Annotated in this window: 22 protein-coding genes and 6 pseudogenes; 19 read left to right on the top strand and 9 right to left on the bottom strand. The window is 61.0% G+C overall.

Features of this window, described 5'->3' with window-relative positions:
• Positions 1-27 precede the first annotated feature (27 nt).
• The 3 genes from OWC48_RS18585 (at position 28) to OWC48_RS18575 (ending at position 2,217) form a co-directional block, all read left to right on the top strand.
• Positions 28-963, top strand: a complete 936-nt coding sequence (locus OWC48_RS18585; RefSeq protein ID WP_282521261.1) for a transcriptional regulator GcvA — start codon at positions 28-30, stop codon at positions 961-963.
• Between the two features lie 141 nt (positions 964-1,104).
• Positions 1,105-1,524, top strand: a complete 420-nt coding sequence (locus OWC48_RS18580) for a hypothetical protein (RefSeq protein ID WP_282521260.1) — start codon at positions 1,105-1,107, stop codon at positions 1,522-1,524.
• A 519-nt stretch (positions 1,525-2,043) separates the two neighbouring features.
• On the top strand, positions 2,044-2,217 hold the full coding sequence (locus OWC48_RS18575; protein WP_282521259.1) for a hypothetical protein: 174 nt from the start codon (positions 2,044-2,046) through the stop codon (positions 2,215-2,217).
• Positions 2,218-2,327: 110 nt separating this feature from the next.
• Here OWC48_RS18575 and OWC48_RS47560 read toward each other — a convergent pair.
• Positions 2,328-2,621: pseudogene (locus OWC48_RS47560) on the bottom strand (hypothetical protein); the annotation flags it as partial.
• Positions 2,622-2,637: 16 nt separating this feature from the next.
• On the bottom strand, positions 2,638-3,042 hold the full coding sequence (locus OWC48_RS18570; RefSeq protein WP_282521574.1) for a hypothetical protein: 405 nt from the start codon (positions 3,040-3,042) through the stop codon (positions 2,638-2,640).
• A 140-nt stretch (positions 3,043-3,182) separates the two neighbouring features.
• Here OWC48_RS18570 and OWC48_RS18565 point away from each other — a divergent pair.
• The 8 genes and pseudogenes from OWC48_RS18565 to OWC48_RS18530 all read left to right on the top strand — a co-directional run bounded on the left by OWC48_RS18565 (position 3,183) and on the right by OWC48_RS18530 (position 7,053).
• A pseudogene (locus tag OWC48_RS18565) lies at positions 3,183-4,075 on the top strand (Ku protein).
• A gap of 14 nt (positions 4,076-4,089) precedes the next feature.
• Positions 4,090-4,335: a hypothetical protein gene (locus OWC48_RS18560; protein WP_282521258.1), complete on the top strand. Its 246-nt coding sequence runs from the start codon at positions 4,090-4,092 to the stop codon at positions 4,333-4,335.
• Positions 4,336-4,728: 393 nt separating this feature from the next.
• Positions 4,729-5,184 carry an Hsp20 family protein gene (locus OWC48_RS18555; protein WP_282521257.1) on the top strand — a complete coding sequence of 152 codons (456 nt, stop codon included), beginning with the start codon at positions 4,729-4,731 and terminating at the stop codon, positions 5,182-5,184.
• Positions 5,185-5,266: 82 nt separating this feature from the next.
• Positions 5,267-5,588 (top strand): annotated as a pseudogene (locus OWC48_RS18550) (hypothetical protein).
• A gap of 16 nt (positions 5,589-5,604) precedes the next feature.
• Entirely contained in the window at positions 5,605-5,829 is a 225-nt protein-coding gene (locus OWC48_RS18545; protein ID WP_282521256.1) for a hypothetical protein, read from the top strand.
• Positions 5,826-6,005 (top strand): hypothetical protein, encoded by a 180-nt coding sequence (locus tag OWC48_RS18540; RefSeq protein WP_282521255.1) that lies wholly within the window; start codon positions 5,826-5,828, stop codon positions 6,003-6,005. Before OWC48_RS18545 ends, OWC48_RS18540 begins: the two co-directional genes overlap by 4 nt.
• A gap of 314 nt (positions 6,006-6,319) precedes the next feature.
• Positions 6,320-6,508: a hypothetical protein gene (locus tag OWC48_RS18535; protein WP_282521254.1), complete on the top strand. Its 189-nt coding sequence runs from the start codon at positions 6,320-6,322 to the stop codon at positions 6,506-6,508.
• A 278-nt stretch (positions 6,509-6,786) separates the two neighbouring features.
• On the top strand, positions 6,787-7,053 hold the full coding sequence (locus OWC48_RS18530) for a hypothetical protein (RefSeq protein ID WP_235544833.1): 267 nt from the start codon (positions 6,787-6,789) through the stop codon (positions 7,051-7,053).
• A gap of 204 nt (positions 7,054-7,257) precedes the next feature.
• Here the strand turns inward: OWC48_RS18530 and OWC48_RS18525 are convergent, their stop codons facing one another.
• Positions 7,258-7,425, bottom strand: a complete 168-nt coding sequence (locus OWC48_RS18525) for a hypothetical protein (protein ID WP_282521253.1) — start codon at positions 7,423-7,425, stop codon at positions 7,258-7,260.
• 490 nt (positions 7,426-7,915) lie between these two features.
• Positions 7,916-9,319 carry a site-specific integrase gene (locus OWC48_RS18520; protein WP_282521252.1) on the bottom strand — a complete coding sequence of 468 codons (1,404 nt, stop codon included), beginning with the start codon at positions 9,317-9,319 and terminating at the stop codon, positions 7,916-7,918.
• A 955-nt stretch (positions 9,320-10,274) separates the two neighbouring features.
• Between OWC48_RS18520 and OWC48_RS18515 the strand changes: the two genes are divergently transcribed.
• Positions 10,275-10,442 carry a hypothetical protein gene (locus tag OWC48_RS18515; protein WP_282521251.1) on the top strand — a complete coding sequence of 56 codons (168 nt, stop codon included), beginning with the start codon at positions 10,275-10,277 and terminating at the stop codon, positions 10,440-10,442.
• A 60-nt stretch (positions 10,443-10,502) separates the two neighbouring features.
• Here OWC48_RS18515 and OWC48_RS18510 read toward each other — a convergent pair whose 3' ends face one another.
• A complete protein-coding gene (locus OWC48_RS18510) occupies positions 10,503-11,435 on the bottom strand; it encodes a LysR family transcriptional regulator (RefSeq protein ID WP_282521250.1) in 933 nt (310 codons plus the stop codon).
• Positions 11,436-11,553: 118 nt separating this feature from the next.
• On the opposite strand from OWC48_RS18510, the gene OWC48_RS18505 reads away from it, so the two are divergent.
• From OWC48_RS18505 to OWC48_RS18495, 3 genes and pseudogenes are all read left to right on the top strand, one after another.
• Positions 11,554-12,627 (top strand): 4-oxalomesaconate tautomerase, encoded by a 1,074-nt coding sequence (locus OWC48_RS18505; RefSeq protein WP_282521249.1) that lies wholly within the window; start codon positions 11,554-11,556, stop codon positions 12,625-12,627.
• 59 nt (positions 12,628-12,686) lie between these two features.
• Positions 12,687-14,072: pseudogene (gene dctA / locus OWC48_RS18500) on the top strand (C4-dicarboxylate transporter DctA).
• 277 nt (positions 14,073-14,349) lie between these two features.
• Positions 14,350-15,477 (top strand): alpha/beta fold hydrolase, encoded by a 1,128-nt coding sequence (locus OWC48_RS18495; RefSeq protein WP_282521248.1) that lies wholly within the window; start codon positions 14,350-14,352, stop codon positions 15,475-15,477.
• Here OWC48_RS18495 and OWC48_RS18490 read toward each other — a convergent pair.
• A pseudogene (locus tag OWC48_RS18490) lies at positions 15,409-15,654 on the bottom strand (DNA ligase); the annotation flags it as partial. The gene OWC48_RS18495 and the pseudogene OWC48_RS18490 overlap by 69 nt on opposite strands.
• Positions 15,655-15,786: 132 nt before the next feature.
• Here OWC48_RS18490 and OWC48_RS18485 point away from each other — a divergent pair.
• Positions 15,787-17,187, top strand: a complete 1,401-nt coding sequence (locus tag OWC48_RS18485) for a carbohydrate porin (RefSeq protein ID WP_282521247.1) — start codon at positions 15,787-15,789, stop codon at positions 17,185-17,187.
• Between the two features lie 12 nt (positions 17,188-17,199).
• Here the strand turns inward: OWC48_RS18485 and OWC48_RS18480 are convergent, their stop codons facing one another.
• The gene (locus OWC48_RS18480; protein ID WP_282521246.1) at positions 17,200-17,661 is read right to left on the bottom strand and encodes an inorganic diphosphatase; all 462 of its coding nucleotides are present in this window, start codon (positions 17,659-17,661) and stop codon (positions 17,200-17,202) included.
• A gap of 121 nt (positions 17,662-17,782) precedes the next feature.
• On the bottom strand, positions 17,783-18,298 hold the full coding sequence (locus OWC48_RS18475) for a ferritin-like domain-containing protein (protein ID WP_282521245.1): 516 nt from the start codon (positions 18,296-18,298) through the stop codon (positions 17,783-17,785).
• Between the two features lie 161 nt (positions 18,299-18,459).
• Between OWC48_RS18475 and OWC48_RS18470 the strand changes: the two genes are divergently transcribed.
• On the top strand, positions 18,460-19,965 hold the full coding sequence (locus tag OWC48_RS18470) for an FAD-dependent oxidoreductase (RefSeq protein ID WP_282521244.1): 1,506 nt from the start codon (positions 18,460-18,462) through the stop codon (positions 19,963-19,965).
• Positions 19,966-20,102: 137 nt separating this feature from the next.
• Positions 20,103-21,218: pseudogene (locus OWC48_RS18465) on the top strand (NAD(P)/FAD-dependent oxidoreductase).
• Here the strand turns inward: OWC48_RS18465 and OWC48_RS18460 are convergent.
• The gene (locus OWC48_RS18460; RefSeq protein WP_212454792.1) at positions 21,215-21,415 is read right to left on the bottom strand and encodes a hypothetical protein; all 201 of its coding nucleotides are present in this window, start codon (positions 21,413-21,415) and stop codon (positions 21,215-21,217) included. The pseudogene OWC48_RS18465 and the gene OWC48_RS18460 sit on opposite strands and share 4 nt — an antisense overlap.
• A 228-nt stretch (positions 21,416-21,643) precedes the next feature.
• On the opposite strand from OWC48_RS18460, the gene OWC48_RS18455 reads away from it, so the two are divergent.
• Positions 21,644-22,918 (top strand): DUF892 family protein, encoded by a 1,275-nt coding sequence (locus OWC48_RS18455; RefSeq protein ID WP_282521573.1) that lies wholly within the window; start codon positions 21,644-21,646, stop codon positions 22,916-22,918.
• Positions 22,919-22,934 lie beyond the last annotated feature (16 nt).

Genomic DNA, 22,934 nt, shown 5'->3' with positions numbered 1-22,934 from the left:
CCTAGTTTTTCTCATGAAGTAGGTACGATGCGCCCACGCCTGCCGCCGCTCAATGCCCTGAAGGCCTTCGAAGCCGCCGCGCGGCACGAAAGTTTTACGCGCGCGGCTGAAGAGCTTTGTGTCACCCAGGGCGCGGTAAGCCATCAGGTGAAAACACTGGAGACAGAGCTTGCGTTAAAGTTGTTCAACCGAGAGCGGCAGCGGCTGATCATCACCGAGGCCGGTCGCGACTATCTTGCAGTCGTCCGCGACGCGCTTGATCGCATTGCCATAGGCACCGAGCGGTTGTTGCAGCGGCAGAATGCCGGCGTGCTCACGGTCTCGACCTCACCAGACTTCGCCGCCAAGTGGCTCGTGCATCGGCTCGGCCATTTCGCGGAGACGCAATCGGGCATCGACCTCCGCGTCTCGGCCACGATGCATCACGTCGATTTTGCCCGCGAGGAGGTCGATCTTGCTGTACGTCACGGTGACGGCAATTGGCCGGGTCTGGATGCCGTTAGACTTTGCTCGGAGCGGCTCTTTGCCGTGTGCAGTCCAAAGTTGCTGGTGGGGCGCCGCCGCATCAACGGGGCAGCCGACATTCTGAAGTTTCCTCTGATCCACCTGGACAGCCGGTCAGACTGGGCGAATTGGCTGCGGGGCGTCGGCATCGATGACGCCGACGTCACGCACGGCCCGGTCCTAAATCGTGCGAGCATGGTCATCGATGCGGCAATCAATGGGCAGGGTATAGCTCTTGCTCGAACGACTCTGGCGGCTTGGGATCTGATCAACGGTCGGCTGGCGCTGGCTTTTCCGGAGTCGTTGCCACTGTCGAAGAGTTATTGGATCGTTTGCCCCAAGGCGACCACGTCGCTGCCAAAGATTGGCACCTTTCGCGAGTGGCTGCTCACGGAGGCGTCGAACGATCTACGCCAGCTCAAATCGGTTGCCGGGGCTTCGAAGACGAAGCGGCGGTAATACCCAAGCGCTCCCACCTTGCCCCAACTATCGTTGCTCGGGAGGCCGGTGCGTCTCGGCCGCGCGTCAATGCCGCCGCGATCGGAACAGAAGGCCCATGCCTTTGTTCAATTGTCTGGAGCCTAACTAAGGAAAAGGGCCATGATTGCTTACAGACTTATGACCTTGGGAGCGGTGCTCGCCTTCAGCGCCACGTCCGTGTATGCCGGCCCCTGCAACACGGCGAGCCGCGATGCAGGATCAGGGAATGTCCCGGGGTATACCGGGCAGACCACTGGTGCCACTGCAGCTGATTCCAAGCAGCATCCGCCGACATCTTCGATGGGCAAAGCCATAGAGCATACCGCGACGTCGTCGGAAGACGCGCAGCGCCAGATGCAGAGCCAGCCGACCGCTTCCGAGCAATCGACGGCGACCAAGCCTGCCCCTTCCGCACAGCAACCGGATAAGACGGCAGGCACGGTCGAGCAGACACGTCCCGCGCCCACTGAACAGTCAAAGAAGGCGACGGCTGGTGCAGCCGAGCCCGCACCGTCCGAGAAAAAGGCAACGGACTGCTAGAGGCGCGCAGTCGGTTCAGATGGAACGTATTGAGGGCCGGCCGACCGCCTTGGCCCTTGAGCAGCCCCGCTGCGATCGTCGGCGCTGCTCTATTTGTCTATTCCGTGCAGTGAGGTCGCGAACGGCCGCCTGGCTAAGAGCCTCGATTTCAGTTTTATTCTGGCGTCGCTCCGGTCCAGGGTGCATAGTGGTTCCATCACCGCACGGCACCGTGGCTTTGATCGGTGACGAGAACGCCGGTTGCGCTCCCGCCCAATTCGCTAGGGGAAGGAGAGTGCTATGAGACGACGCCCACAACCCTACATTTTTGACGAGAATCTGCACGCGGAGAGAGCCAGCATCATAGCGGAACTGAAAAACACGCAGCCAGGACCGCAGCATGATCTTCTAGAAAGCAAACTGCGCCAGCTCGAAACCGCTTCTCATGTAGACGGGTGGCTGACGTCGCCAGGCCTGCAACCTCCTGAAGAATAACGCCGCTTCAGTTGGTGGCCTCTCGTTTGCGAAAAGGGTCAGCAGATGGAAGAGTACCGCGCACATATCATGGGTTTTGACGGGCACATCGCGCGCAGCATCCAACTGATCTGCGCGGACGAAACTGAAGCTAAGAAGCGCGCTAGATTGTTGGCTGACGGATATGACGTGGAGCTATGGCGTCAAGATCGAAAGGTCGCAGAATTTAAAAGCGAGTAAGGCCGCCTCGATTGGCGGTCTCTTTCGTACTCGACATTGCACACGGTCAAGTCTCCAAAGCGGCGTGGCGTGGCCACTGCGCGAGTTGGAGCAGTAGCGCCGCAAGATCGATCCCGCGCAGTCTTGCAGCGGGAGCATCGGATTTCCGGCCACGGGTAACTGCCATTAATCGCTTGATCGATTGTGGGCGAGGGATCGATTGGCTCGCCGTTCGCCCACATGCGTTCATTCCAGCTCTCGCACAGGAGGCGATCAGCCTGTTTGATCAGCGCTTTACCTTCGGCGCGAGCCGGGGAGGACTTCGCTGCCAGAATAGTGGTCATTGCGCGTGACTTGCCGAGCTCTTTGCCAAGGGCTTTGCGGTCGCCGCCGGATAGCGGCGTCGGGTGGTGCTTCGGGGCCATTCGGGCGAGTGTTCGATCAAACGGGCGCGAAGGCCGGCCAGCAACCGTCCTCCTCATGGCGGCCGGTTCGGTTTTGACACGTGTTGTCCAGCAATCGTTGTGCTACCTCCTTCCAACTGGCCTGCTGCCCGTAGAGACGGACCGCGTCCACCTTCTGGATCTCGACGATGCGCTCGCACCTGCGGCAGGAAACGCGCAGGACATGCTGCGGGATCTCGCGCAGGCGCAGGCTAGGTCCCATATGTCCCCCCTCCGCCGTTTGGACAGAGGCATCGTCGAGGAGAGCGCGCCAGTATTCATCCGGCATCTCGTCCTGCGGCCCCAACTGACGCTGCCTCGCTGTCTCTCTACCCATTGATGTAGCAAGCTTTTCCATCTGTTTTTGGGTGGGCATGCGCCAACTCGCAGGTCGATCGGTCATGGCCCCAATAAGAACAGAAAGAGAACAAAAGTCGAGTCCGGCCAAACGAGGTGGGCCCGAATTTTTTGACGCCGACCTTGTCGGAACTGGCGGCGTTCAATCGTCTTGAGTCCGAGCCGCCCGAATGGAGTTCTGCGTACATGGCCCCTCGCGCCAACTGGAAAGGCTTCCTGCGCCTGTCCCTTGTGACCTGTCCCGTGGCCCTATACCCGGCGACCTCAGAGTCCGAGAAGATCTCCTTCAATCAGCGTTGATGCTGACACAGGGCGATGAGGTGCCCAATGAGGACATCGTGAAGGGCTATGAGCTGGAGAAGGGCCAGTTCATCGAGGTCACCAAGGAAGAACTGGAAGAGCTCGCGCTGGAGTCCACTCGAACGATTGAGATCGACGAGTTTGTCGATAAGTCAGACATCGATCCACGCTATCTGATCCGCCCCTATTATTTGCGTCCCGACGGCAAGGTTGGGCACGACGCATTCGAGGTGGTCCGTGAAACCATACGCGAGATGAACAAGGTCGCCATCGGTCGCGTGGTCCTGACCAATCGCGAGCACATCATCGCGCTGGAGCCAATGGACAAAGGGCTCGTAGGCACGCTGCTGCGATACCCTTATGAGGTCCGCGGCGAGCAGGAGTACTTCGACGAGATCCAGGACGTCAAAGTCACCAAGGACATGCTCGACCTCGCCAAGCACATTGTAAATCAGAAGGCAGGCACGTTTGATCCCGAGAAGTTCGAAGACCACTACGAGAGCGCACTGGTCGAACTGATCAACGAGAAGCGGGCAGGCAAAGTGATCCGGCCGAAGGAGCGGCCGAAGGGCGAGAACGTCGTCGATCTGATGGATGCATTGCGCAAGAGCGTGGGCGGTGCGGCAGCCGATGCAGCCGCGCAAAAGAAGCCCGCCAAGAAATCGAAGAAGGCTTCCGCCGGCCAGAAGGAAATGCTGATGCCGATCAGCGGCAAGAAACCCGCGAAGGAAGCATCGGGGAAGAAGCCGGCGGCCAGGGCCCAGCGGAAGTCTGCTTGAGAGAGGAGAGGGCCATGGACATGAAAGACGCCTCGGCGATGACGGAGGCATCCGGCCTGGTGAACGATCACGATGGCACAGAACTGGCTGCCGGCGCCAGGCCGGCCGGGACTGAGGCGAGTGCTCGCCCGCTTGCTATGTCCTCGCAAGACGAGCTCATACGTTGGACCGATCGCTTGCGGGAGGTGACGGTGAAGGCGCCGCTGCGGTCGCTGTTCGCGGCGTTCCTGGTCGGCCTCTGGGTCGCCCGCCGTCGCTAGATCCGTGAGTTCTGCTGAGCATGCCGCGGAAGCTCAGGACGTTCCAGTCTTGGCTGCTACGACCTCGCCGTGTACCCCCGATGAAGGCGGCTCTGGAGGCCTGGGGCGGCGACAATCTCTTTCTGCGCAGGCCGAGGACGAGCGGTGGAAAGAAAGGGAGCGGCTGCGCGCCGCTCTCAGAAAGGCCCGAGAATGGCCCCGACGCCCGCGTTAACCATCGCGCTTCCTTGCGCAAAAATTTTGTCCGGGGGTCTTGAAACTTTTTCCTGGCTTCCAAATTTTTTCGGCGTCGTCGTACGACGATCGGGATGCCGTTCGGGTCCCGCCATTGAGACGGGCACCGGTCGTGTCCGGTGCCGCTCGTAACCATTTTGCTCCCAGGAGGATCTGGCTATGCGCACTGTTGATTTTTCGCCCCTCTTCCGGTCGGCCATCGGCTTCGACCGTCTGTTTGACCTCGCCGAAGCCGCCCAGCGCGCGGGCGAGGAGACCTATCCCCCCTACAACATCGAGCGCCTCGACGAGAACCGCTTCCAAATCTCGGTCGCGCTCGCCGGTTTTAGCCCGGAGGAGGTCGTCCTGACCGTCGAGCAGAACGTCCTGACGCTGGAAGGCCACAAGAGCGAGAAGGAGGGTAAGACTTTCCTGCATCGCGGCATCTCGACCCGCAATTTCAAGCGCCAGTTCACGCTCGCCGACCACGTCGAGGTCAAGGGCGCCAACTTCGAGAACGGCCTGCTGGTCATCGACCTGCAGCGGGAGATCCCCGAGACGATGAAGCCGCGTCGCATTGCGATCAACGGCGCCGTGCCGAGCAACATCACGCAGATCGAATCCAAGGCGGCCTAAGGCCATCCTATAGAACAGCGACCAAACCGCGCGGGTTGTCCCGCGCGGCTATCCTCAACTCGTCTTGGAAATGGAGGAAGTTATGCGGCCGACGACCGCTCTTCACGACAATATTATCGATCTCAACGCCATCATCCATCCCGGTACGGTTTTCGAGCATCCCCGGGATGTGGTCTCCCATCCTTCTCTCGGCCTGTCCGAGAAGCGCGCCATCCTGGCTTCGTGGGCATCGGACGCTTCTGCAATCGCATCGTGCCCGTCGCTGCGGGCGCCCGCGGGACTAAAGGCGCCTGTCACGATCGACGAGATTTTGGAGGCGCTTTGCGCGCTGGACGAAGGCCCACGGGCACCCGCCTGGCGGCAAGCCGATACGACTGCGGTCGGTCGAGCGGGCAGCAGCCTAGGACGGGAGTGACGAAGATGCTCGATGAGAACCTTGCCCGCATCCGGGTCCATCGCAACAACATTCACCGCTATCGCAGCCTGCTTGCGACGCGGCTGTCGGACCTCGAGCGACAGTTCATCGAACGGCGCCTGTCGGAGGAGAGCTCGGCCCTGGAGGCCTTGACGTCCCAGACCTTTCCCATCGCGCTCACCATGTCCCCGAGACCGGTCTTGCCCGCGACAACGGGGGCCGCGCCATGATCGATGTGCGGGACGTGCTGATCCGCGGCAGCGAGAAGGTCATCGCTCACTACCGGCTGCTGCTCGCCGGCGCCAAGACCGAGAGGGAGCGAGAACTTTATCTGAGTCGGATCGAGCGCGAGCAGCGGCTGCTTGACCAGCTTCAGGACGGCCTGCCGGAAAGGTTCGCTGCATGAACTTCGAGACCGATGGGGAGCGCTTCCCCGGCTACGACATCGTTTTGAAACAGCGCGGGCGCGGCCGCTGGAAGTGGGCCGTCTGCGGGGCTGGTGGCGAAGCCCTGATGTCCGGGTCGGAATGCAGTCGCGCGGCAGCAAGGTACAGGGCGGAACGGGCGCTGTTTCTCCTCCTTTGCGCAAATGCGTCCCGCGCCACGTCCGCCGCGGGACGGCATACAGACGGATTGTAGGAACTCTGGACGTCGCTGGCCGGTTATCCCAACTGAGGACGAGCATTTCGCTGGGAAGCAGCTTGATGAGAAGGAGCTACAATGGAAGACGAACGAAAGTCATCGAATGCGGGAGAACGGGCCGCTGAAGGCTTACGCGAAGCAGCTTCCAACGACGAAGCAAAAAACGAAAGCAAGATGAGGCACGATCTAGCAAAGGGCGCTGATCGTTTCGAAGAGCGCTCTAAGAGCTCGGATGGAAAAAGCGCAGGCGAGAAACAAAAAACCTAAATCCACCCGCAGACCCGTTGCGGCCTCCGGCAAAAGACCCAGCGGACGCTATTCCGCTCACGTAGAGGTTCGCGCGCCGCGTCTTCGCCTTAGGCACGGCGGGATGCCCATCGCGCCCGCTTTGGTGCTCGCTTCCAAGTGCCAAAATAGAGGAACTGTCCGCTCTTAAACAAGTTACAAAGCCGCCGACAGAAAGAATGAGAGGTCGTGTGCGCGGTAGCGCCCGGCATTCTCTTTTATCGCATCGTTCGGCAGCACTTGAACAGAGAGAGGCGACAATGAAAGCACCACTTCTTCTTGCTGGCGCATTAATCATCGGATGCACCGCCCCAGCACTGGCCGATGAGTACTATGTCGTGCAAGGTCCGAGCCGCCAATGCACGGTTACCACCACACGCCCGGCGGACAAGGAGGTCGTAACACAGATCGGTCCGATGGCTTTCAAGAGCCGCGTGGAAGCCGAAGATCGCATTAAGCAGACCAAAGTCTGCGAGGAAGGGACAGTCGGTAGTAGCAGCAGCACGACCGTTATCAAAGAGAAGTAAGTAATCAACAGCTCGTTTCCGACCGAGTTTGTCGTCGAGAAAAGTCGCGCCCATTTTCTGACGGCGCGACTTTTTGTGTTTTCCAGATCAACTGACCAGCGGGGTTCATTCCGGCGGCCTTTACCGAATTACAACCGCGTGAGCAGGTGCGGGGATGCTCAAGATCCAACGCCGCTGCGATCACTGCAGTTCGCGCCAGAAGAGCTAACCGTTCTTGCGCCACCGGCAGGGACGGTGGTTGAACAAGTCCGTGCCATCCGCCGCAATTAAAGGAAACACCTTGTTCAAATCTGGCCCGCTGGGTCGGTGACGAAACACGATCACGCCCGCTGGATCAATCTTCTTACCCAACAGCAGGTCGTTTAATTCCATGTGCTCCGCTCTATCTCGGCTTTGGCCGCCTCACTGGTCGCCGATCTACTCAACTTCGACCACCAACTCTCTTGTGGGTACTCCCGCAAGAGGTGGCGCAAGAGCAGAAGAAGAATTCTGAAGGTGAGCTGCCCCCCATGTATTGCCCATTCTCTACCGGGAATAGCCATGATTCGAGGCTGCTACCTAGGTGGTGGGAGGCAGCGGCAGGCGTTTTCAACCGATAAATGAACGGCGTTCAGCGAAGACGCTGAGGAACTTGTTCCTGCTTCATTTCGCCGGGCGTCATCACCACCCGACCGTCCCGGCCGGTTCGTGTGCGCCATCGCCTCGAACGCATCGCCAACAGTTCCGCCCGATCAGGCGCAGGGTGAGCATGCCGCCCAGATTTGAAATTGTGTGCAATCTTCGCCGTCCGCGAACCCCTGCGCAGGGGAATGCAAGCACAGGTCGGCTGAGGGATCTGATCGAGATCCAATGGGCGACGCATTCAGGCCGCGAGCCTCGGCTGGTGCTTTTCTGGATCTATGCCAGGTGCAGGCGCGCCGACGATCCGCCGCAACTCGGCTGCCAGGCCATCCAGCACCGCGCGCTTCTCCTTCATGCGCTTGGAATGGTTATAGACCTTTCCGGTGACGGTCGGCACGACAACCTCGGACTTCTTGCTGGGGGCATGGTCGAGGCATTTCGCGATCCAGGCATCGTCGAAGCCGAGATCGCCCGCCAAGGTGGCGGCCGTCCGGCGCAGGTCGTGGGGGGTGAACGGCTTCAGGCCAAGCAGCGCGCAGATGCCGCGCGTCCTCACTTTGCCCTTGCGCTTGTCGCCACGCAGCGCATCGGCCATGGCCTTCCGATGCAGCGGCTGATCGCCGAGCGGGGAGGCGAAGACGAATTGCTTGTTCGATCCCCGCAGAGCTTCCTTGACGATCTCGACGGCCAAATCGGACAAGGGCTGCTGGATGACGCGTCGCTTTTTGACCCGCTTCAGCGGAACGTCAAAGCGCGGATTGTCGCCATCGAGGTCGGCCAGTTCGTCGCGGCGCGCGCCGAGCAGTTCGCTCGACCGCAGCATGGTCACAAGCTCGAACTTCAAGGCAAGCCGCGTGCGGCGATCCCATGACGCCAGCAGAACGTCATCATCGAGACCATGCCAGAACACCCTGATCTCGTCCTCGGACAGGACCCGGGTGCGGGGGTGCTCCGGATCGAGCTTCGGCAGATTGATGCAAGGCGACGCGCTGACGTAGTCGCGGCCCGCCTCGGCGGCCCAATTGAACAGGGAGCTGGCCGCCTTTCGCATATGCCTCGCGTTGCTGACCGAGGGCTTGCCGAACGCCCCAGCGACGATGTCGTTCGAAAGCGTCGCGATGTCGTTTTTGGTGACCTCGCGGGCGAGCTTCTTGCCTAGCCGGGCACCGAGGAGGCGACGCAGTTGGCTGGCGGTGTTCTCCCACGCCTCCAGCCGGGGCCGCATCTCGCCGTCCGGCTTGCGGACGGGCGTCTTCATCCAGTCGATCCGCTCCTCGATGATCTCGGCGACGGTCTTGCCGTTCTGCGCGGCCTTCGCCTTCTGGTCGCGAAAGGTCTCGCCAAGCGCGGCGCCGCCCATGCCCTTCAGACCATAGACCTTGCTACGGGCGTCCTCGACCGTGAAGGTCTCGGGATTGTAGACGCCGAGCCATCCGGTGCGCTGCTTGCCCGTGGTCCGATCGGTGAACTTGAACGAGAAGGTCGCCGGGCCGGCCGTGGTGATGCTGACGTAGAGGCCGGGGCATTTACGGTCGTAGATTTTGGTGCGCTCGGTCACCCGCTTCTCACACAGGCGGTCGGTCAGGATGACGCTGCTCTTGCGGCCCCTCTTGCCTAAGGGGGCGGCGGCAATGGTAGTCTCCATGTGGTTTCGGCTCCTAAAGGCTTGAGACCAAAGGGCCGGGACTTGAGCTTTCAGTTTGTCGTGCGGACGCTGAAGCGTTTAGGTCCCGGCCCTAGATTTGGCGAACTCCGCAGGAACAGCCCGAAACAAGCCTACGCATAAAGTGCTTATTTCAAAGGGTTTTCTTAGTTTCACGGTGTTTCACCGAACGCCAAAATATAGACGTGTGGTCCTGGCCGTCGTTGCAAGCTCTTGCGGAGGCGACAATCGCGTCAACCGGCGCGATGCCGGTGAATTTCGCTGGGGCGAGGGAGGCCAGAAGGAACTCGGCTCCCGGGAGAGCGCGGCATAAGCCGTCCGACCACTGCGCAGGGAAGGCTGTGTGTTGGGCTTCACCTGTATGCTGCTGTGCGGTTCTTCCTGCGTGTCCTTTCGCGCAGCGGACCGCGGGTGCCAGCCGGCACCGACCTTCCCTGCGCCCTCTTGACTGAGAGGGCAGGCGGAGATGCAAAGCTCGGGGGAAATCCGCCGCGAGAACGCGGGGGTGTGTCTCATTCGCGCCAGGATACAGCTAGCCTGCTTCCCTGTGGTCATACGTGCGGCTACCCTCGGTCGGCCGGTTGCCAAGCACGTTCTCGTGGCGGATCCCCAAAAAAGCTGCCAGGTGTCGATGCAAGGCTAGCGACAGAGCGCGGACTAGCCGCCGTTCGTCTGAAGCTAGCTCAAACTTGCCCATGATGGATTGGAGCGAGAGTTCAAGTGTTTCTATCGGTTAGAAGGCGGCGTGTGCACGACGTTTGCACCGGAGGTCAAGAATAATCTTTTCACAGCCAACGTGAGCAGGCTTGTGGAGCATGTGCGGGGTCTGAATTTCCGCCCACGCGCCGATCGCGAAGCGCGCTGGTCTTAGCGACGAGAAGATCGAGACTCTCAAACAGGATGGCATCGCGGCAGCGTTCGCTTCCCGCGAAGCGCTGTGCTCGAGCTTACCGATGCGATGACGCGCGATATCATAGTGTCGGACGCACTCTTTGGGAGGCTCAGGGAAACGTTCGACGACGACGGGATCGTGGAAGTCGTGGCGACCATCGCTGCGTACAACATGGTCTCACGCTTTCTCGTCGCGCTCAACGTTTCTCATTGACACGCGGCCAAGACGAACGGCCGCAGAGATTGTAAGCGACGTTGGTGGTCGTCTTTGGCTCTAGGGTCGGGGGCGCGGCCTACCGCGAATAGTCGTCCGGGAAGGCGAGCGCCATGCCTCGAGGAGCATCTTGAGAAATTGGCTGGCATGAGGGGATAGCGTCGACCCGTGCCTGCGCACGATTCCGATCGTCCGCGACACCTCCGGCTCGGTCAACCTGATGGTGTGAATGATCGGATGGCCGGCGGCCGGCGTCGCAAGCCTCGGCAGTACGGCGATGCCCAGTCCCGCTTCGACGAGACCGAGTGAACCGGAGAGGTGAGCAACTTCATAGGACCAGTTCAGCTGCAGGCCGTGTCGGGCCAGCGCATTGTCGATCAACGCGCGGTTACCACTATTGCGACCGACGGTAATAACACGGTGCGACACGATCTCCGACCAGCTTACCTGTTTGCGCGATGCCAACGGATGGTCGTGGCGGCAGGCCAGGACGAAAGGATCTTCAACCAGTTTCTCGAATTCGATTTCGGCATGCGAAGCGCCGATGAAATTGATGCCGAAGTCGGCTTCTCCGCGCGCGACCGCTTCCAATCCCTCATTGGCCCCGATATCCAGAATCCGGATGCGAATGCGCGGATACGCCTCGGCAAAACGGCCGATCGCACGCGGCAGGAAATAAAACACCGCTGTCGGCACCGCAGCCACCGAGACCAAGCCCGAACTGCGCGCGCCGATATCATGGATGGCGAGCACCGAGGTCTCGAACTCGTCGATGAGACGGCGCACCTTCGGCAGGAAGTCGCGGCCGGTCATGGTGAGATTGACGTGACGCGTCGAGCGTTCCAGCAACGGCGCGCCGAGGCTTTCTTCCAGCTTCTGAATGCGTCGGCTGAGCGCCGGCTGCGACAGGTTCAGCGCCTTGGCGGTGCGGACAAAGCTTCCAGTCTCCGCGACAGTAATGAACGCCTTGAGGTCGAGCAATTCTGCGTTCATGGCTGGTTCCTATTATACCGAATGACGCATTAATACTTCAGATATTTGCATTTTACAGAAGAGTTGCAAGACCCCATGCTCTGTTCGTGCGAAGATGTCGCCGAACGGAACAGCTCCAATGAACGATCAGATTGCCATTCCCTGTGTGGTCATGCGCGGCGGAACCTCGCGCGGGCCGTTTTTCCTGGCCAGCGATCTCCCGGCCGATCCCGGGGCGCGCGATGCGATCCTCCTGTCGGTCATGGGGGGCGGGCACGATCTGGGCATCGATGGAATCGGCGGCGGCAATGCCGTCATCAACAAGGTCGCGATCATCGGACCGGCATCGGTGCCCGGCGCCGATGTCGATTATTTGTTTGCCCAGGTGCGGGTTCGCGAGGGGATGGTCGATACCTCACCCAATTGCGGAAACATGCTGGCAGCGGTGGGACCGTTCGCAATCGAAGCCGGTCTGGTCGCCGCTGCCGCAGATCGCACCCAGGTGCGCATCCATAATGTCAACACCGGCAAGCTGATCGATGCGACGGTTTCCACCCCGGGCGGGCGGGTGACCTATGAAGGCGAGGCGCGGATTGACGGGGTGCCGGGAACGGCCGCGCCCATCGAACTGTCGTTCCCTAACGCGGCCGGCGCGCGCACCGGTCGCCTCCTGCCGACAGGACGGCCGGTCGACCGCATCGAAGGGATCGAAGTCAGCTGCATCGACGCAGCCATGCCCGTCATGCTGGTCCGCGCGGCGGATCTGGGATGGACCGGTCGTGAGGCACCTTCGGAGTTCGTCGACAGCGGCTTCCGCGCGCGGCTCGAGAGCTTGCGCGTCGAGGCCGGACGCCGGATGGGGTTTCCAAACTCGGCGTCGATGGTGATTCCGAAACCGGTCCTGATTGCTCCCGCGACGGAAGCGACGTTGAACACGCGGTATTTCATGCCGCACGACTGCCATAGCGCTCTGGCGGTGACCGGCGCGGTGGCGATTGCGACGGCGTGCGTGACGTCAGGGACGATCGCCGCAGAGATGGTCGGGCCGCTCGCGCCGCCGGTGCCGATCACGCTCACCCATCCCTCCGGCCAGCTCGTGGTTCGGCTGGAGCCCGGCCCGGTTGCGCGGGTGCAGCGGACGGCCCGTCGAATTTTCCAAGGTCACGTCTTCGCCCGGCGAGCGCACGTGCCTCATTCGATCCTGGCGGCCTGAACTCGGTCCGCCTTGAGAAAAATCAGAGCCGAAAAAGCGGAATTTTGGGAGAAACGAGAATGCACACGCAAGCGCTGGCTGCATCTGCGCGCATCGACATGAGAAAGCCATTCTACCGGGTCCTCTACGTCCAGGTGCTGATTGGCCTCGTCTTGGGCGTCCTCACCGGCCACCTCTGGCCCGAATTTGGTGCCGCGCTGAAGCCCCTGGGGGATGGTTTCGTCAAGCTGGTCAAGATGATGATCGCGCCGATCGTGTTCTGCACCATCGTCAGCGGCATCAACAGCATCAGCGATTCCCGCGAGGTCGGCCGCACGCTGGTGAAATCCATGGCGCTGTTCTACCTGCTGACCGTGCTCGCGCTGCTGGCCGGGCTGGTTGCCGTATTGCTGATCCAGCCGGGCGTCGGCATGCATGTGTCCGTCAGTACGCTGGATCCGTCGGTTGCTGCGAAATTCGCCAAGCAGGCAGGTGCGAGCGGATTTGCGGACTTCATGCTGCACATCATCCCGCATTCGTTCTTTGGCGCATTCGCCGATGGCGAAGTGCTGCCAGTCCTGCTGGTCTCCATTCTCATCGCCTTTGGGCTGAGCCGGGTCGGCGACGACGGTATGGTAGTGACCAAGGCCGTCACCTCGTTCTCTCATGTGCTGTTTGTGGCCTTCGGTTTCGTCATGAAGCTTGCCCCGCTCGGCGCCTTTGGCGCCATGGCGTTCACGGTGGGCCGCTATGGCATTCGTTCGATTGGCTCACTCGGACTGCTGATCCTGACATTCTATATCGCCTGCTCCATCTTCGTGGTTGTCGTGCTTGGAACGCTGGCGCGGCTGAACGGCTTCAGCCTGTGGAAGACCATCCGCTACTTCAGGGAAGAACTGCTGATCGTGCTCGGCACGTCGTAGTCGGAGCCGGCGCTGCCTGGCGCGCTGCGCAAGCTGGAGCAGCTCGGATGCCGGAAAGGCGTATCAGGACTCGTGCTGCCGATGGGTTACTCTTTCAATCTGGACGGCAGCGCCATCTATCTCACTCTGGCGTCCATCTTCATCGCGCAGGCCTGCGACATCCATCTGTCTTGGGGACAGATTGCGGCAATGCTCGGACTGATGCTGCTGACGTCAAAAGGGGCGGCCGGCGTCACTGGCAGCGGGTTCGTCGCGCTTGTCGCAACTCTCACTGTCATGCCGGACTTGCCCGTAACCGGCGTGGCGCTGCTCGTCGGTATCGATCGTTTCATGTCGGAAGCGAGGGCGCTGACCAGCATGATCAGCAACTGCGTGGCGGCGATCATCGTGTCGCTGTGGGAGAATGCCTGTGACCGTCAAGTGTTGGCCCGTGAGCTGGGACTGAGAGACACTCTCAAGGAGGCGGCCCGACCGAATACCAGCGAGGTAACGGCGGCGCGCGAGGACACGTGCTGGACATCGACAACGCAATCGGCTGCTTGACGGGATGATATTTGGCCGTGTGAGCTTTTGCGGATGCAGAAGCTTGGCCGGTTGATCGAAACTGGGGCGATCCAGATTGTCCGCTGGTTCAGCTGTCATACATCGCCGATACCTGCCCCGAGTGTCCGCCCAACTGACGGCCATCAGCCGGCCTCCTCGGACTCGGAGAGCAGTGCACTCGCCGAACTCCGGGTTCGGATCGGTGAGCCAAGAACGTTGACCCATTGTTTCCGACAACTGGCGAGCCGAAAAGGTGGCCAAGGCTTGGGTTGGAACGATGTCGATCGCCGCATGTTCATCCTGCTCCGAAACATTTTCGGACGCCGTGCGGATTGCCGGCCACTGCAGAAAGCTTCCGATGAAAGTCGTCCAAGCGGCCTACGCGCGCCGACCCCGTTCGGCCGCGCCCAGCGGCTTCCTGATCGCGTCCGCGTCCATCATCGTTGCCTCCATGGTGGCAATCGCAGCAGTCAATCGGTACCTCGCGAAACGGGCGGAAGCAAAAAATCCGCCCAAGGGCCGCTTCGTCGAAGCGAACGGCGTCCGGCTGCACTACATGGAGCGCGGCGATGGCGATCCGATCGTCCTTCTGCATGGCAACGGCAGCGTGGTTCAGGATTTTGAGTGCAGCGGGCTCTTCGACATTGCGGCCAGGCAATACCGCGTCGTCGCATTCGACCGCCCAGGGTTCGGACACAGCAGGCGCCCGCGTAGTGTCGTATGGACACCGGATGCTCAAGCTAAGCTATTGAAGCTTGCGCTGGAAAAGATCGGCGTTTCCACAGCGATCGTTCTGGGTCACTCGTGGGGCGCACCGGTCGCCGTCGCAATGGCCCACCAGTATCCCGCCTTCGTCCGGGGACTGGTTCTCGCCTCGGGATACTACTATCCTTCTGTCCGGTCCGACACCTTCATATCCCTGCCGGCCTCGCTGCCCCTGGTCGGCGACATTCTCAGCCATACCCTTTCGCCTCTGGTCGAGCGGCTCGCCTGGCCGATGATGATGGCGAAGATGTTCGGACCGCGACTTGTGCCCGCAAAGTTCAATGGTTTTCCGAAGGAAATGGCGCTCCGGCCGTCCCAACTGAGGGCGGCCGCGGCGGAAGCCACGCTGATGGTACCGGACGCGCTGAGGGAGCGCGGGTACTACGGCGATCTCAAAATGCCGGTGGCCATCATCGCGGGCGCGCAGGACAAACTCGTCGATACCGAGGCCCAGTCGGCCAGGCTACATTCCGACATACCGCACAGCAGTTTTCACCGGATCGCGGGAAACGGCCACATGATCCATCAGACCGCGACGGAGGAGGTCATGTCGGCCCTACGCGAAAGTTACGAACGGGTCGACGGCCGCCGCGTCGTAGCCGATCGGGATTTTCTTCAGTGCGGCCTTGCGCTCGAATAGCGGCACCTTCCGGATGTCCCTGCCGTTGAGATAAAGCAGGTCGAAGGCCACGAGTACCATCTTGGTCGAGGTGCCCTTTAGCTCGGTCTGCAAGACGGAGAAATCGGTGCTGCCATCGGCGGCCGGCACCACGACCTCGCCGTCGATGATGGCCGAGCTCGCCTTGATGTGCCAGGACGAGGGAACTTTGCGCGCGCTTAACATAGGTTAGTCTTGCGATTGCAAAGCAAACTCTTCGATCAACGGGCTTGAATTGAAGCCGATCACATGGCCCGATGTGCGGGCGTCCCGCCGTTCAGGATCGAAACTGTGAGCCGTACCAAAAGACGACTTGGCCGATTGCTTCTTGCCGCCACTCTCTTTGCGGCGGGAACGGCGGCCGCCCAGGAAAACAAGAAGACCGACGACGATAAACCCGCCGATCCCGACACAGGCGAAAGCACCGTGGAGGAAAAGACGCTTGGTCTTCTGCCCAATCCCTTGCAAAAGTACGGCGTCAAATTCGCAGCCACCTATATCGGCGAAGTGTTGGACAACCCTTCCGGCGGACTGAAACAGGGTTCTGTCTACGAAGGTCGGTTGAACCTCGCCGTGGACCTAGACCTGCAAAAGCTCGCCGGCCTCGACCAGCTGACATTCCATGCCAACATGTTCCAGATCCATGGCGGCGGGTTGTCGCGCGGAAGTCTACAGAATTATCTTGTGGTCAGCGGGATCGAGGCGTTGCCCTCCACGCGTCTTTACGAGGCGTATTTTGAAAAGCAGTGGGGCAACAAGAAAGTCTCGCTCAAGGTGGGGCAACTCGCTGCCGACAGCGAGTTCTTCAATACCAAATACACCGACGTCTTGACCAACGCCTCCATGGGCTGGCCAGCCATTACCTCGCTTGATCTGCCGAGCGGCGGTCCGTCGCCTCCCTTGGCTGCCATGGGAGCCCGGCTTCTGGTGAATGTCACTGAGCAGTTGTCCGTTCTTGGCGGCATCTTCGATGGCGATCAGGCTGGGCCCGGCCCCGGGGATCCGCAGGAGCGTAACCGCTATGGCGTCAACTTCCGCGTCAACGATCCGCCCCTCCTGCTCGGCCAGATCCAGTATGCCTGGAATAACACGAAGGGCGATCCGAACCCGGCCGGCCAGATCAAGTTTGGCGGCTGGCGACATTTTGGGTCTTTCGCCGATCAGAGATTGGCGTCCAATGGCGTCTCACTCGCTTCACCCGTTAGCAGCGGCGAACCTCTGCTCTTGTCCGGTGATGTCGGCGGCTGGATGGTATTCGAGCAGAAGCTCTATCGTGTGCCGAAAAGCGATGATCGCGGCATCGGCATCTTTGCGCGCGTCTCGGGTGCGCCCGCCGACCGCAATCTCATCGATCGCTACGCCGATGCTGGCATCGAGTTCATCGGACTCAACGACCGCCGTCCGGACGACAAGTTCGGAATCGCGGCCGGCTACGCGCATGTGTCGAAACGCGCGCAGACGCTCGATGCGGACTATCGCACATTCGTCGATCCAACCTGGCCGATGCGAAGTTTCGAAGGCCTTCTGACAGCCGTGTATCAATATCAGATCAGAGACGGGTGGACGTTACAGCCCAATCTTCAATACATCATCCATCCGGGCGGAGGCGCCACCAGCCCTTCCAGTGCAATGCCCGGTAAGGTTCTTCACAATGCGACCGTGCTTGGCCTGCGAACGACTCTGAAGTTCTAGTTTGCGTGCGGTTCAGCGGGCCAGCCGTTTGATGGCCTTGGTCGCACGGTTCGGCCCATGCCATCCGAGAAACTTCAGCTCCTTGTTCTCCAGGGCATTCGTTGCCCGGAAGAACTGTTCGAGATCATCGCGCGCATGCGATGGAAGACTGCGGATATCCTTAAGATTCGTTTCGAGCGGGGACCGGTCCGGCACCGCAAAAATGCGGTCGTTTCGCTCGCTCTTGCCCTTTTTCTTCTGCTCGACTTCGAGAATGCCGATCGGCCGGCAGCGTAGCACAACACCGGGATAGGTTTGCGCGTCGTGCAGGATCAGCACATCCAGTGGATCGCCATCCTCGGCCTTGGTCGAGGGAATGAAACCCCAATCGTAGGGATAGGTCAGGCCCGCCATCAACGGCTTCGCAAGAGCAAAAGCACCGAGCTTAGGATCGAATTCGAGCTTGCACGAACTGCCGCGCGGCGTCTCGACCACGGCGAAGATGTTGTTCACGTCGGCCCAACTCGGCAGTTTTGTGAGATTAGTCATGACGGATGACTTGGCCTCGAAAGGAGTAGCAGGCCCGCTGGAAAACGATCCGTCGGGCCCTGCCGGATCATGCGGCGGTGGAGGCCTTCTTGTTGACGCCCTTGCGCAACGCGACTGTGTTGAGCTTGGTGTTCGCCGCCTTCTCTTCGTTGAGGTTCGTCGCCAGGAAGCGCACGATGTCGTCGTGGCCGAGCTCTTCCGCCCAAGCGATCAAGGTGCCATAGCGGCAAATCTCGTAGTGCTCGACGGCCTGCGCGTTGGCTACGATCGCCGCATCCAGCACCGTCTTGTCTTCGATCTCGCCGGCCGTTTCATCGGCTTCCTTGATGATGCCGTCGATGGCCGGGCATTGCGTGCCGCTTGGCGATTGGCCGAGTTTCTCGAAGACCTTCTCAAGCCGTTCGATCTGCTTGTTGGTCTCCTCAAGATGGTTCTTGAGGCCCGTGGCCAGATCACGGTTGGTGGCCTTGTCGATCATTTTCGGCAAGGCCTTGGTGATCTGCCGTTCGGCATAATAGATGTCCTGCAAGCCATGCAGCAGCAGGTCGTCCATCGTCTTGATGTCTTTGGTGAATAGTCCCATGGCTTACTCCTTGCTCCAAAGCGGGGGAAACGCACGCTCAGCGTGACAGTTCCTATGCGACAACGCCGCAGCCGGCCGGGAAGATGATGACGTGGCGTATCGCGCGTCCGCCGGAACCCGCGCGAACAGGCCGCGTTTTGCCTCTTTGGGTGGAGTTCAACATGGTCAGCACATCGCTCTGGATGGAGACCGAGATCCTGCCGGAAGCGGGAGCGCTCAAAGGCGATGTGCACTGCGATGTCGCCGTGGTCGGCTCCGGCATCGCCGGGCTCTCGACGGCGTACGAACTCATGAAACGCGGCCTGTCGGTCATTGTCATTGATCGCAAAGGCATCGCAAGCGGTATGACGGCGCGCACGTCGGCGCACCTTGCGCCGCTTTGTGATGATCTGATGTGCGAATTCAAGAAGATGCGCGGCGCCGATGCCGCCAAGCTGTTCTACGAAAGTCAGGCTGCCGCCGTCGACCGGATCGAGGACATCCAGGCCGGCGAGAATATAGCCTGCGATTTCCTCCGTACTGACGGCTATCTTTTTCAAGGCAACGGCATGCCGGCCGATATATTCGATGAGGAGCTGGAAGCGGTGCGCGAGGTCGGCGCTCCCGTTCACCGGCTGGTCGGCGTGCCGCTCAACGGCTGCGAGAACCGGCATGTCCTTCGATATCCACGCCAAGCAAAATTCCACCCCCTTAAATATCTCGCCGGACTTGCGGCCGTTTGCGAGAGCGGCGGCGTTCGTTTCTTTGCCAACAGTCCAGTGGAAGAAGTTGCCGAGCAGGACGGCGCCGTCACGCTGCGAACATCGCAAGGGCAGGTCACGGCCAGCCACGCCGTGATCGCGACCAACGCATCCATCGCCGATCGCTTTCAACTGCACACGAAGGTGGCTCCCTATCGCACGTATGTCCTCGCTTTCGCCATTGAACGGGGCGAACTTCCCGATGCGCTCTATTGGGACACCGAAGATCCCTACCACTATGTACGGCTGCAAACCGGCCCAGACGATCATGATTTCGTTCTTGTCGGCGGCGAAGACCATAAAAGCGGCGAAGCCAACGACGCCGACAAACGCTTTGCCGGGCTGGAAAGCTGGGCACGCGAATTGATTCCGGCTTTGGGCCGCATCACCCATCGCTGGTCGGGTCAGGTTCTCGACACGATCGACTATGCCGGCTTCATCGGCCGCGAGCCCGGCAGCGAGCGTATCTACCTCGCGATGGGAGATTCAGGCCAGGGTCTAACCCATGGCGTGATGGGCGCGATGCTGAACACGGCGCTCATTCTGGGCGAAGATCATCCCTGGAAGCCCGTCTATGCGCCGGATCGCAAGCCGCTCGCAGCGGCGCGGAACTTCCTACGCGAGAACATGACGATCCTGCAAAATCTCGCGGAATACGTGGCACCGGGTGAAATCGCTTCCCTCGAAGAGCTTGAGCCGGGTGAGGGCGCTATCCTGCGCCGAGGTCTCGAAAAGATCGCCGCCTACAAGGACAAGGCCGGCGAACTGCATCTTCATTCGGCCAGTTGCACCCATATCGGCTGTCATCTGCACTGGAACAGCTTTGAGAGCTGCTGGGACTGCCCGTGCCACGGTTCGATCTTTGCCCCCAACGGACAGCCGATCAATGCACCGGCCGTGTCGGCTTTGCGCGCGGTGAAGGTCTAGCGGATCAAGGCACTTGGGAGCGTTCCATCTTCAAGGGCGATGACATCGAGCAGGATGATCTGCGCAGCCCGCGTACACCGTGGGCCGTCCTGCCGCCGCGGCCGATTGAACCGATCGCTGAAAGCTCTCGTTGCGGGATTCTGATCATTGGCGCCGGTATTACCGGCGCACTGGTGGCCGAGCGCCTGACCCGGCAAGGCCACCAGGTTGTTGTTATCGACCGCGAACTTCCCAGTCTCGGCAGCACGGCGGCCAGCACCGCCATGCTGCTCTGGGAAATCGACCGGCCATTGTTTGAGCTCGCGCAGCTCTACGGCTTCGAGAAAGCCGTGCGCTGCTATCGGGCCAGCCACCATGCCGCGCAAGGCCTGCTGTCTCTCGTTGCCCATCATGGAATAGCCTGCCAGATGCGGCCTCGTCTTTCGCTCTATCTCGCTGTCGATGACAGTCCGAAGCTTGTTCAGGATGAATATGCGCTGCGAAACCGCGCCGATCAGCCATCCCGCTTTCTCGATCATGCCTCGCTGCTGAAGCGCTTTGGCATCGCGCGGGCGGGCGCCCTTTTGTCAAGGGACGCGGCTGATGCCGATCCCGTGCTGCTCACGCATGGCCTGCTCGATATCTCCGTCCAGCGCGGTGCACGCCTTCTCAAGGCCAATGCGGTTGCCTTTGATAGCGCGGCTTAAAGCGTAACCGTCGGCCTCGAAAGCGGGCTTTCGATCGAGGCGCGCCATGTCGTGCTCGCGACCGGCTATGTGGTACCCGACATCGTGAAGCTCACAGCCCGACCAGCCTCCAGTTGGGCTATCGCGACCCGGCGGCAGCCAGGCAATCTTTGGCCCGAACAGGCGATGATCTGGGAAGCGAGCCGGAACTATCATTATGCGCGGACCACAGCTGATGGCCGCGTCATCCTTGGTGGCGAGGATGATCATGCGCTGATCGAGCCCGAGGCTCGCAATGACGCCACACCGGCAAAGGTTGCGGCGCTCAAGGATTGTCTGAAGGCCCTTTGGCCGCAGGCATCGGACCGGGTCGACTTCACCTGGTCGGGCGCTTTCGATACCACCCATGACGGCCTGCCGTTGATCGGCGCGGTGCCCGGCTGCAAGAATATCTTTGCCGCCTTTGGCTATGGCGGCAACGGCATTACCTTCAGCTTTCTTGCGGCGGAACTTCTGGCCGCGTTGCTTGCCGGAGGCTCTTCACCCCTGCTCGATGATCTTGCGATTGACCGCGATATTGCTGGCTAACGACGCGCGATCAGGCAGCCCAGCATGAAGGCGACGAGCAGCGAGGGCAGCGGGGCCTCTCGCACCACGTCGCGCAGAAAGGCGAGCGCCTGGCCCGGCGGCTGCCCTTCTTCCAGGCTTTGCCGCACCGTGCGGGCGGTCTCACGTACGCCTTCCGAAACGTCCTTCACTTTTGCCAAGGCGTCTTCGCTGTCCATTTGATCCTCCTACGGAAGGCCTCCCGCACAATGAATGTGCTGGGCAACCATCCGTTCCTGCAAGCATGAGGTCCGGATCGTTTTGGCCCATGAATCGGGAAGCCGAAATCTGATCAGCGAATTGGCGCGACCACCTTGGACCGCCACAGAGACACTTCCGCCTCGATAGGAACAACCGCAGCGCCTGGCTGTTCGGGACTCATCTCCCTTCAAGCCCGAGGCTCTTCCATGTATCACCACGTCAAGAAGTTGATGTTCACCGTCCGCGTCGATGAGCCGGACCCGCGCTTTGGCAATATGCTTCTTGAACAGTTCGGCGGCGCTAACGGCGAACTTGCAGCCGCGATGCAGTATTCGATCCAGGGCCTCAATTGCGAGGACCCCGATCGCAAGGACCTCCTGATGGATATCGGCACCGAAGAGCTGAGTCATCTGGAAGTCGTCGGTACGCTGGCCCGCATGCATCTCAAGCCGGCGAAGTTTGATCGCCAGGCGGCCGAGGCCGATCCGCTGATCGCGATCGCGGGTGGGGGCGGCGTGAACCTCTTCAATTCGCAAGGCAATGCCTGGACCGCCGATTACCTGAAGATCACGGGCGAACTGGACGTGGATCTGCGCAGCAATATCGCCGCCGAAGCGCGGGCGAAGATCGTCTACGAACGCCTGATCAACTTTACTGACGACGCCGGCACTAAGGACGCCTTGCAGTTCCTCATGACCCGCGAAATCACCCATATGAAGGCATTCTCGCTCGCCCTCGAGAGCATGAGCAAGCCGGCCTTCAGCATTGGCCGCATCGCGCCCACACCGGGTCTCGTCGACCAGTTCTTCAACGACTCCACGGGCACCGGCGATCATGGTGAGATCGACACCCGCGGGCCCTGGAACGAGGGCGGCGAATGGGTCTTTACGGAATCGCCGGCCATTCAGGCCGGGGAACCAGGACCCGCGTCGGCTATCGTCACCGAAAGCTCACCGCCGGTCGACGAGACCGGTCTTGGCGACCTGCTGATCGACGAGCTCCGCGACATCCTTCACGCCGAGAAGCAGTTGACGAAGGCGCTTCCCAAGATGGCGGAAGCGGCGCGGTTCGACCAGTTGCGCGAGCTGTTCGAGCTGCATCTCGGCGAGACCGAAACCCAGATCGAGCGCATCAATGAATGCTTTGAGTTGCTCGGCAAGTCCGCGCGCGCCAAGCCCTGCAAGGGCATGATGGGTCTTGTCGAAGAAGGTCAGGAAGTCATGACCGAGGGCGAGGAGAAGGAAGACGCCGCGGCCGACCTCGCCCTGATCGGCGCGGCGCAGCGGGTCGAGCATTATGAGATTGCCGGCTACACGACAGCGCGCAACCTCGCCCAGCAGCTACGCCATAGCGCCGTGGTCAGCCTCCTATCGAAGTCACTGGCAGAGGAGGAAAACGCTGACCAATTGCTCAACCAAGTCGCGCGGTCTCTGATGTCGGTCGCCAAGATGCCGGCGGCCGTCGAACAGACCGAACAGTAGGCGGATGAGGGCGGTG

Source organism: Bradyrhizobium sp. Arg816 (assembly GCF_029989365.1).
Lineage (GTDB): Bacteria > Pseudomonadota > Alphaproteobacteria > Rhizobiales > Xanthobacteraceae > Bradyrhizobium.
The sequence above is the reverse complement of the archived record's forward strand: the minus strand, read 5'-3'. Positions and strand labels throughout refer to the sequence as shown.

Excerpts from the sequence above, each read along its gene's own strand:
- OWC48_RS18535 (WP_282521254.1), top strand. The coding sequence starts at position 6,320 with ATGGAAGACGAACGAAAGTCATCGAATGCGGGAGAACGGGCCGCTGAA.
- OWC48_RS18580 (WP_282521260.1), top strand. The coding sequence starts at position 1,105 with ATGATTGCTTACAGACTTATGACCTTGGGAGCGGTGCTCGCCTTCAGC.
- OWC48_RS18470 (WP_282521244.1), top strand. The coding sequence starts at position 18,460 with ATGGTCAGCACATCGCTCTGGATGGAGACCGAGATCCTGCCGGAAGCG.
- OWC48_RS18460 (WP_212454792.1), bottom strand. The coding sequence starts at position 21,415 with ATGGACAGCGAAGACGCCTTGGCAAAAGTGAAGGACGTTTCGGAAGGC.
- OWC48_RS18475 (WP_282521245.1), bottom strand. The coding sequence starts at position 18,298 with ATGGGACTATTCACCAAAGACATCAAGACGATGGACGACCTGCTGCTG.
- OWC48_RS18545 (WP_282521256.1), top strand. The coding sequence starts at position 5,605 with ATGCTCGATGAGAACCTTGCCCGCATCCGGGTCCATCGCAACAACATT.
- OWC48_RS18575 (WP_282521259.1), top strand. The coding sequence starts at position 2,044 with ATGGAAGAGTACCGCGCACATATCATGGGTTTTGACGGGCACATCGCG.
- OWC48_RS18505 (WP_282521249.1), top strand. The coding sequence starts at position 11,554 with ATGAACGATCAGATTGCCATTCCCTGTGTGGTCATGCGCGGCGGAACC.
- OWC48_RS18585 (WP_282521261.1), top strand. The coding sequence starts at position 28 with ATGCGCCCACGCCTGCCGCCGCTCAATGCCCTGAAGGCCTTCGAAGCC.
- OWC48_RS18525 (WP_282521253.1), bottom strand. The coding sequence starts at position 7,425 with ATGGAATTAAACGACCTGCTGTTGGGTAAGAAGATTGATCCAGCGGGC.
- OWC48_RS18455 (WP_282521573.1), top strand. The coding sequence starts at position 21,644 with ATGTATCACCACGTCAAGAAGTTGATGTTCACCGTCCGCGTCGATGAG.
- OWC48_RS18495 (WP_282521248.1), top strand. The coding sequence starts at position 14,350 with ATGTCGATCGCCGCATGTTCATCCTGCTCCGAAACATTTTCGGACGCC.
- OWC48_RS18555 (WP_282521257.1), top strand. The coding sequence starts at position 4,729 with ATGCGCACTGTTGATTTTTCGCCCCTCTTCCGGTCGGCCATCGGCTTC.
- OWC48_RS18560 (WP_282521258.1), top strand. The coding sequence starts at position 4,090 with ATGGACATGAAAGACGCCTCGGCGATGACGGAGGCATCCGGCCTGGTG.
- OWC48_RS18530 (WP_235544833.1), top strand. The coding sequence starts at position 6,787 with ATGAAAGCACCACTTCTTCTTGCTGGCGCATTAATCATCGGATGCACC.
- OWC48_RS18520 (WP_282521252.1), bottom strand. The coding sequence starts at position 9,319 with ATGGAGACTACCATTGCCGCCGCCCCCTTAGGCAAGAGGGGCCGCAAG.
- OWC48_RS18540 (WP_282521255.1), top strand. The coding sequence starts at position 5,826 with ATGATCGATGTGCGGGACGTGCTGATCCGCGGCAGCGAGAAGGTCATC.
- OWC48_RS18510 (WP_282521250.1), bottom strand. The coding sequence starts at position 11,435 with ATGAACGCAGAATTGCTCGACCTCAAGGCGTTCATTACTGTCGCGGAG.
- OWC48_RS18570 (WP_282521574.1), bottom strand. The coding sequence starts at position 3,042 with ATGACCGATCGACCTGCGAGTTGGCGCATGCCCACCCAAAAACAGATG.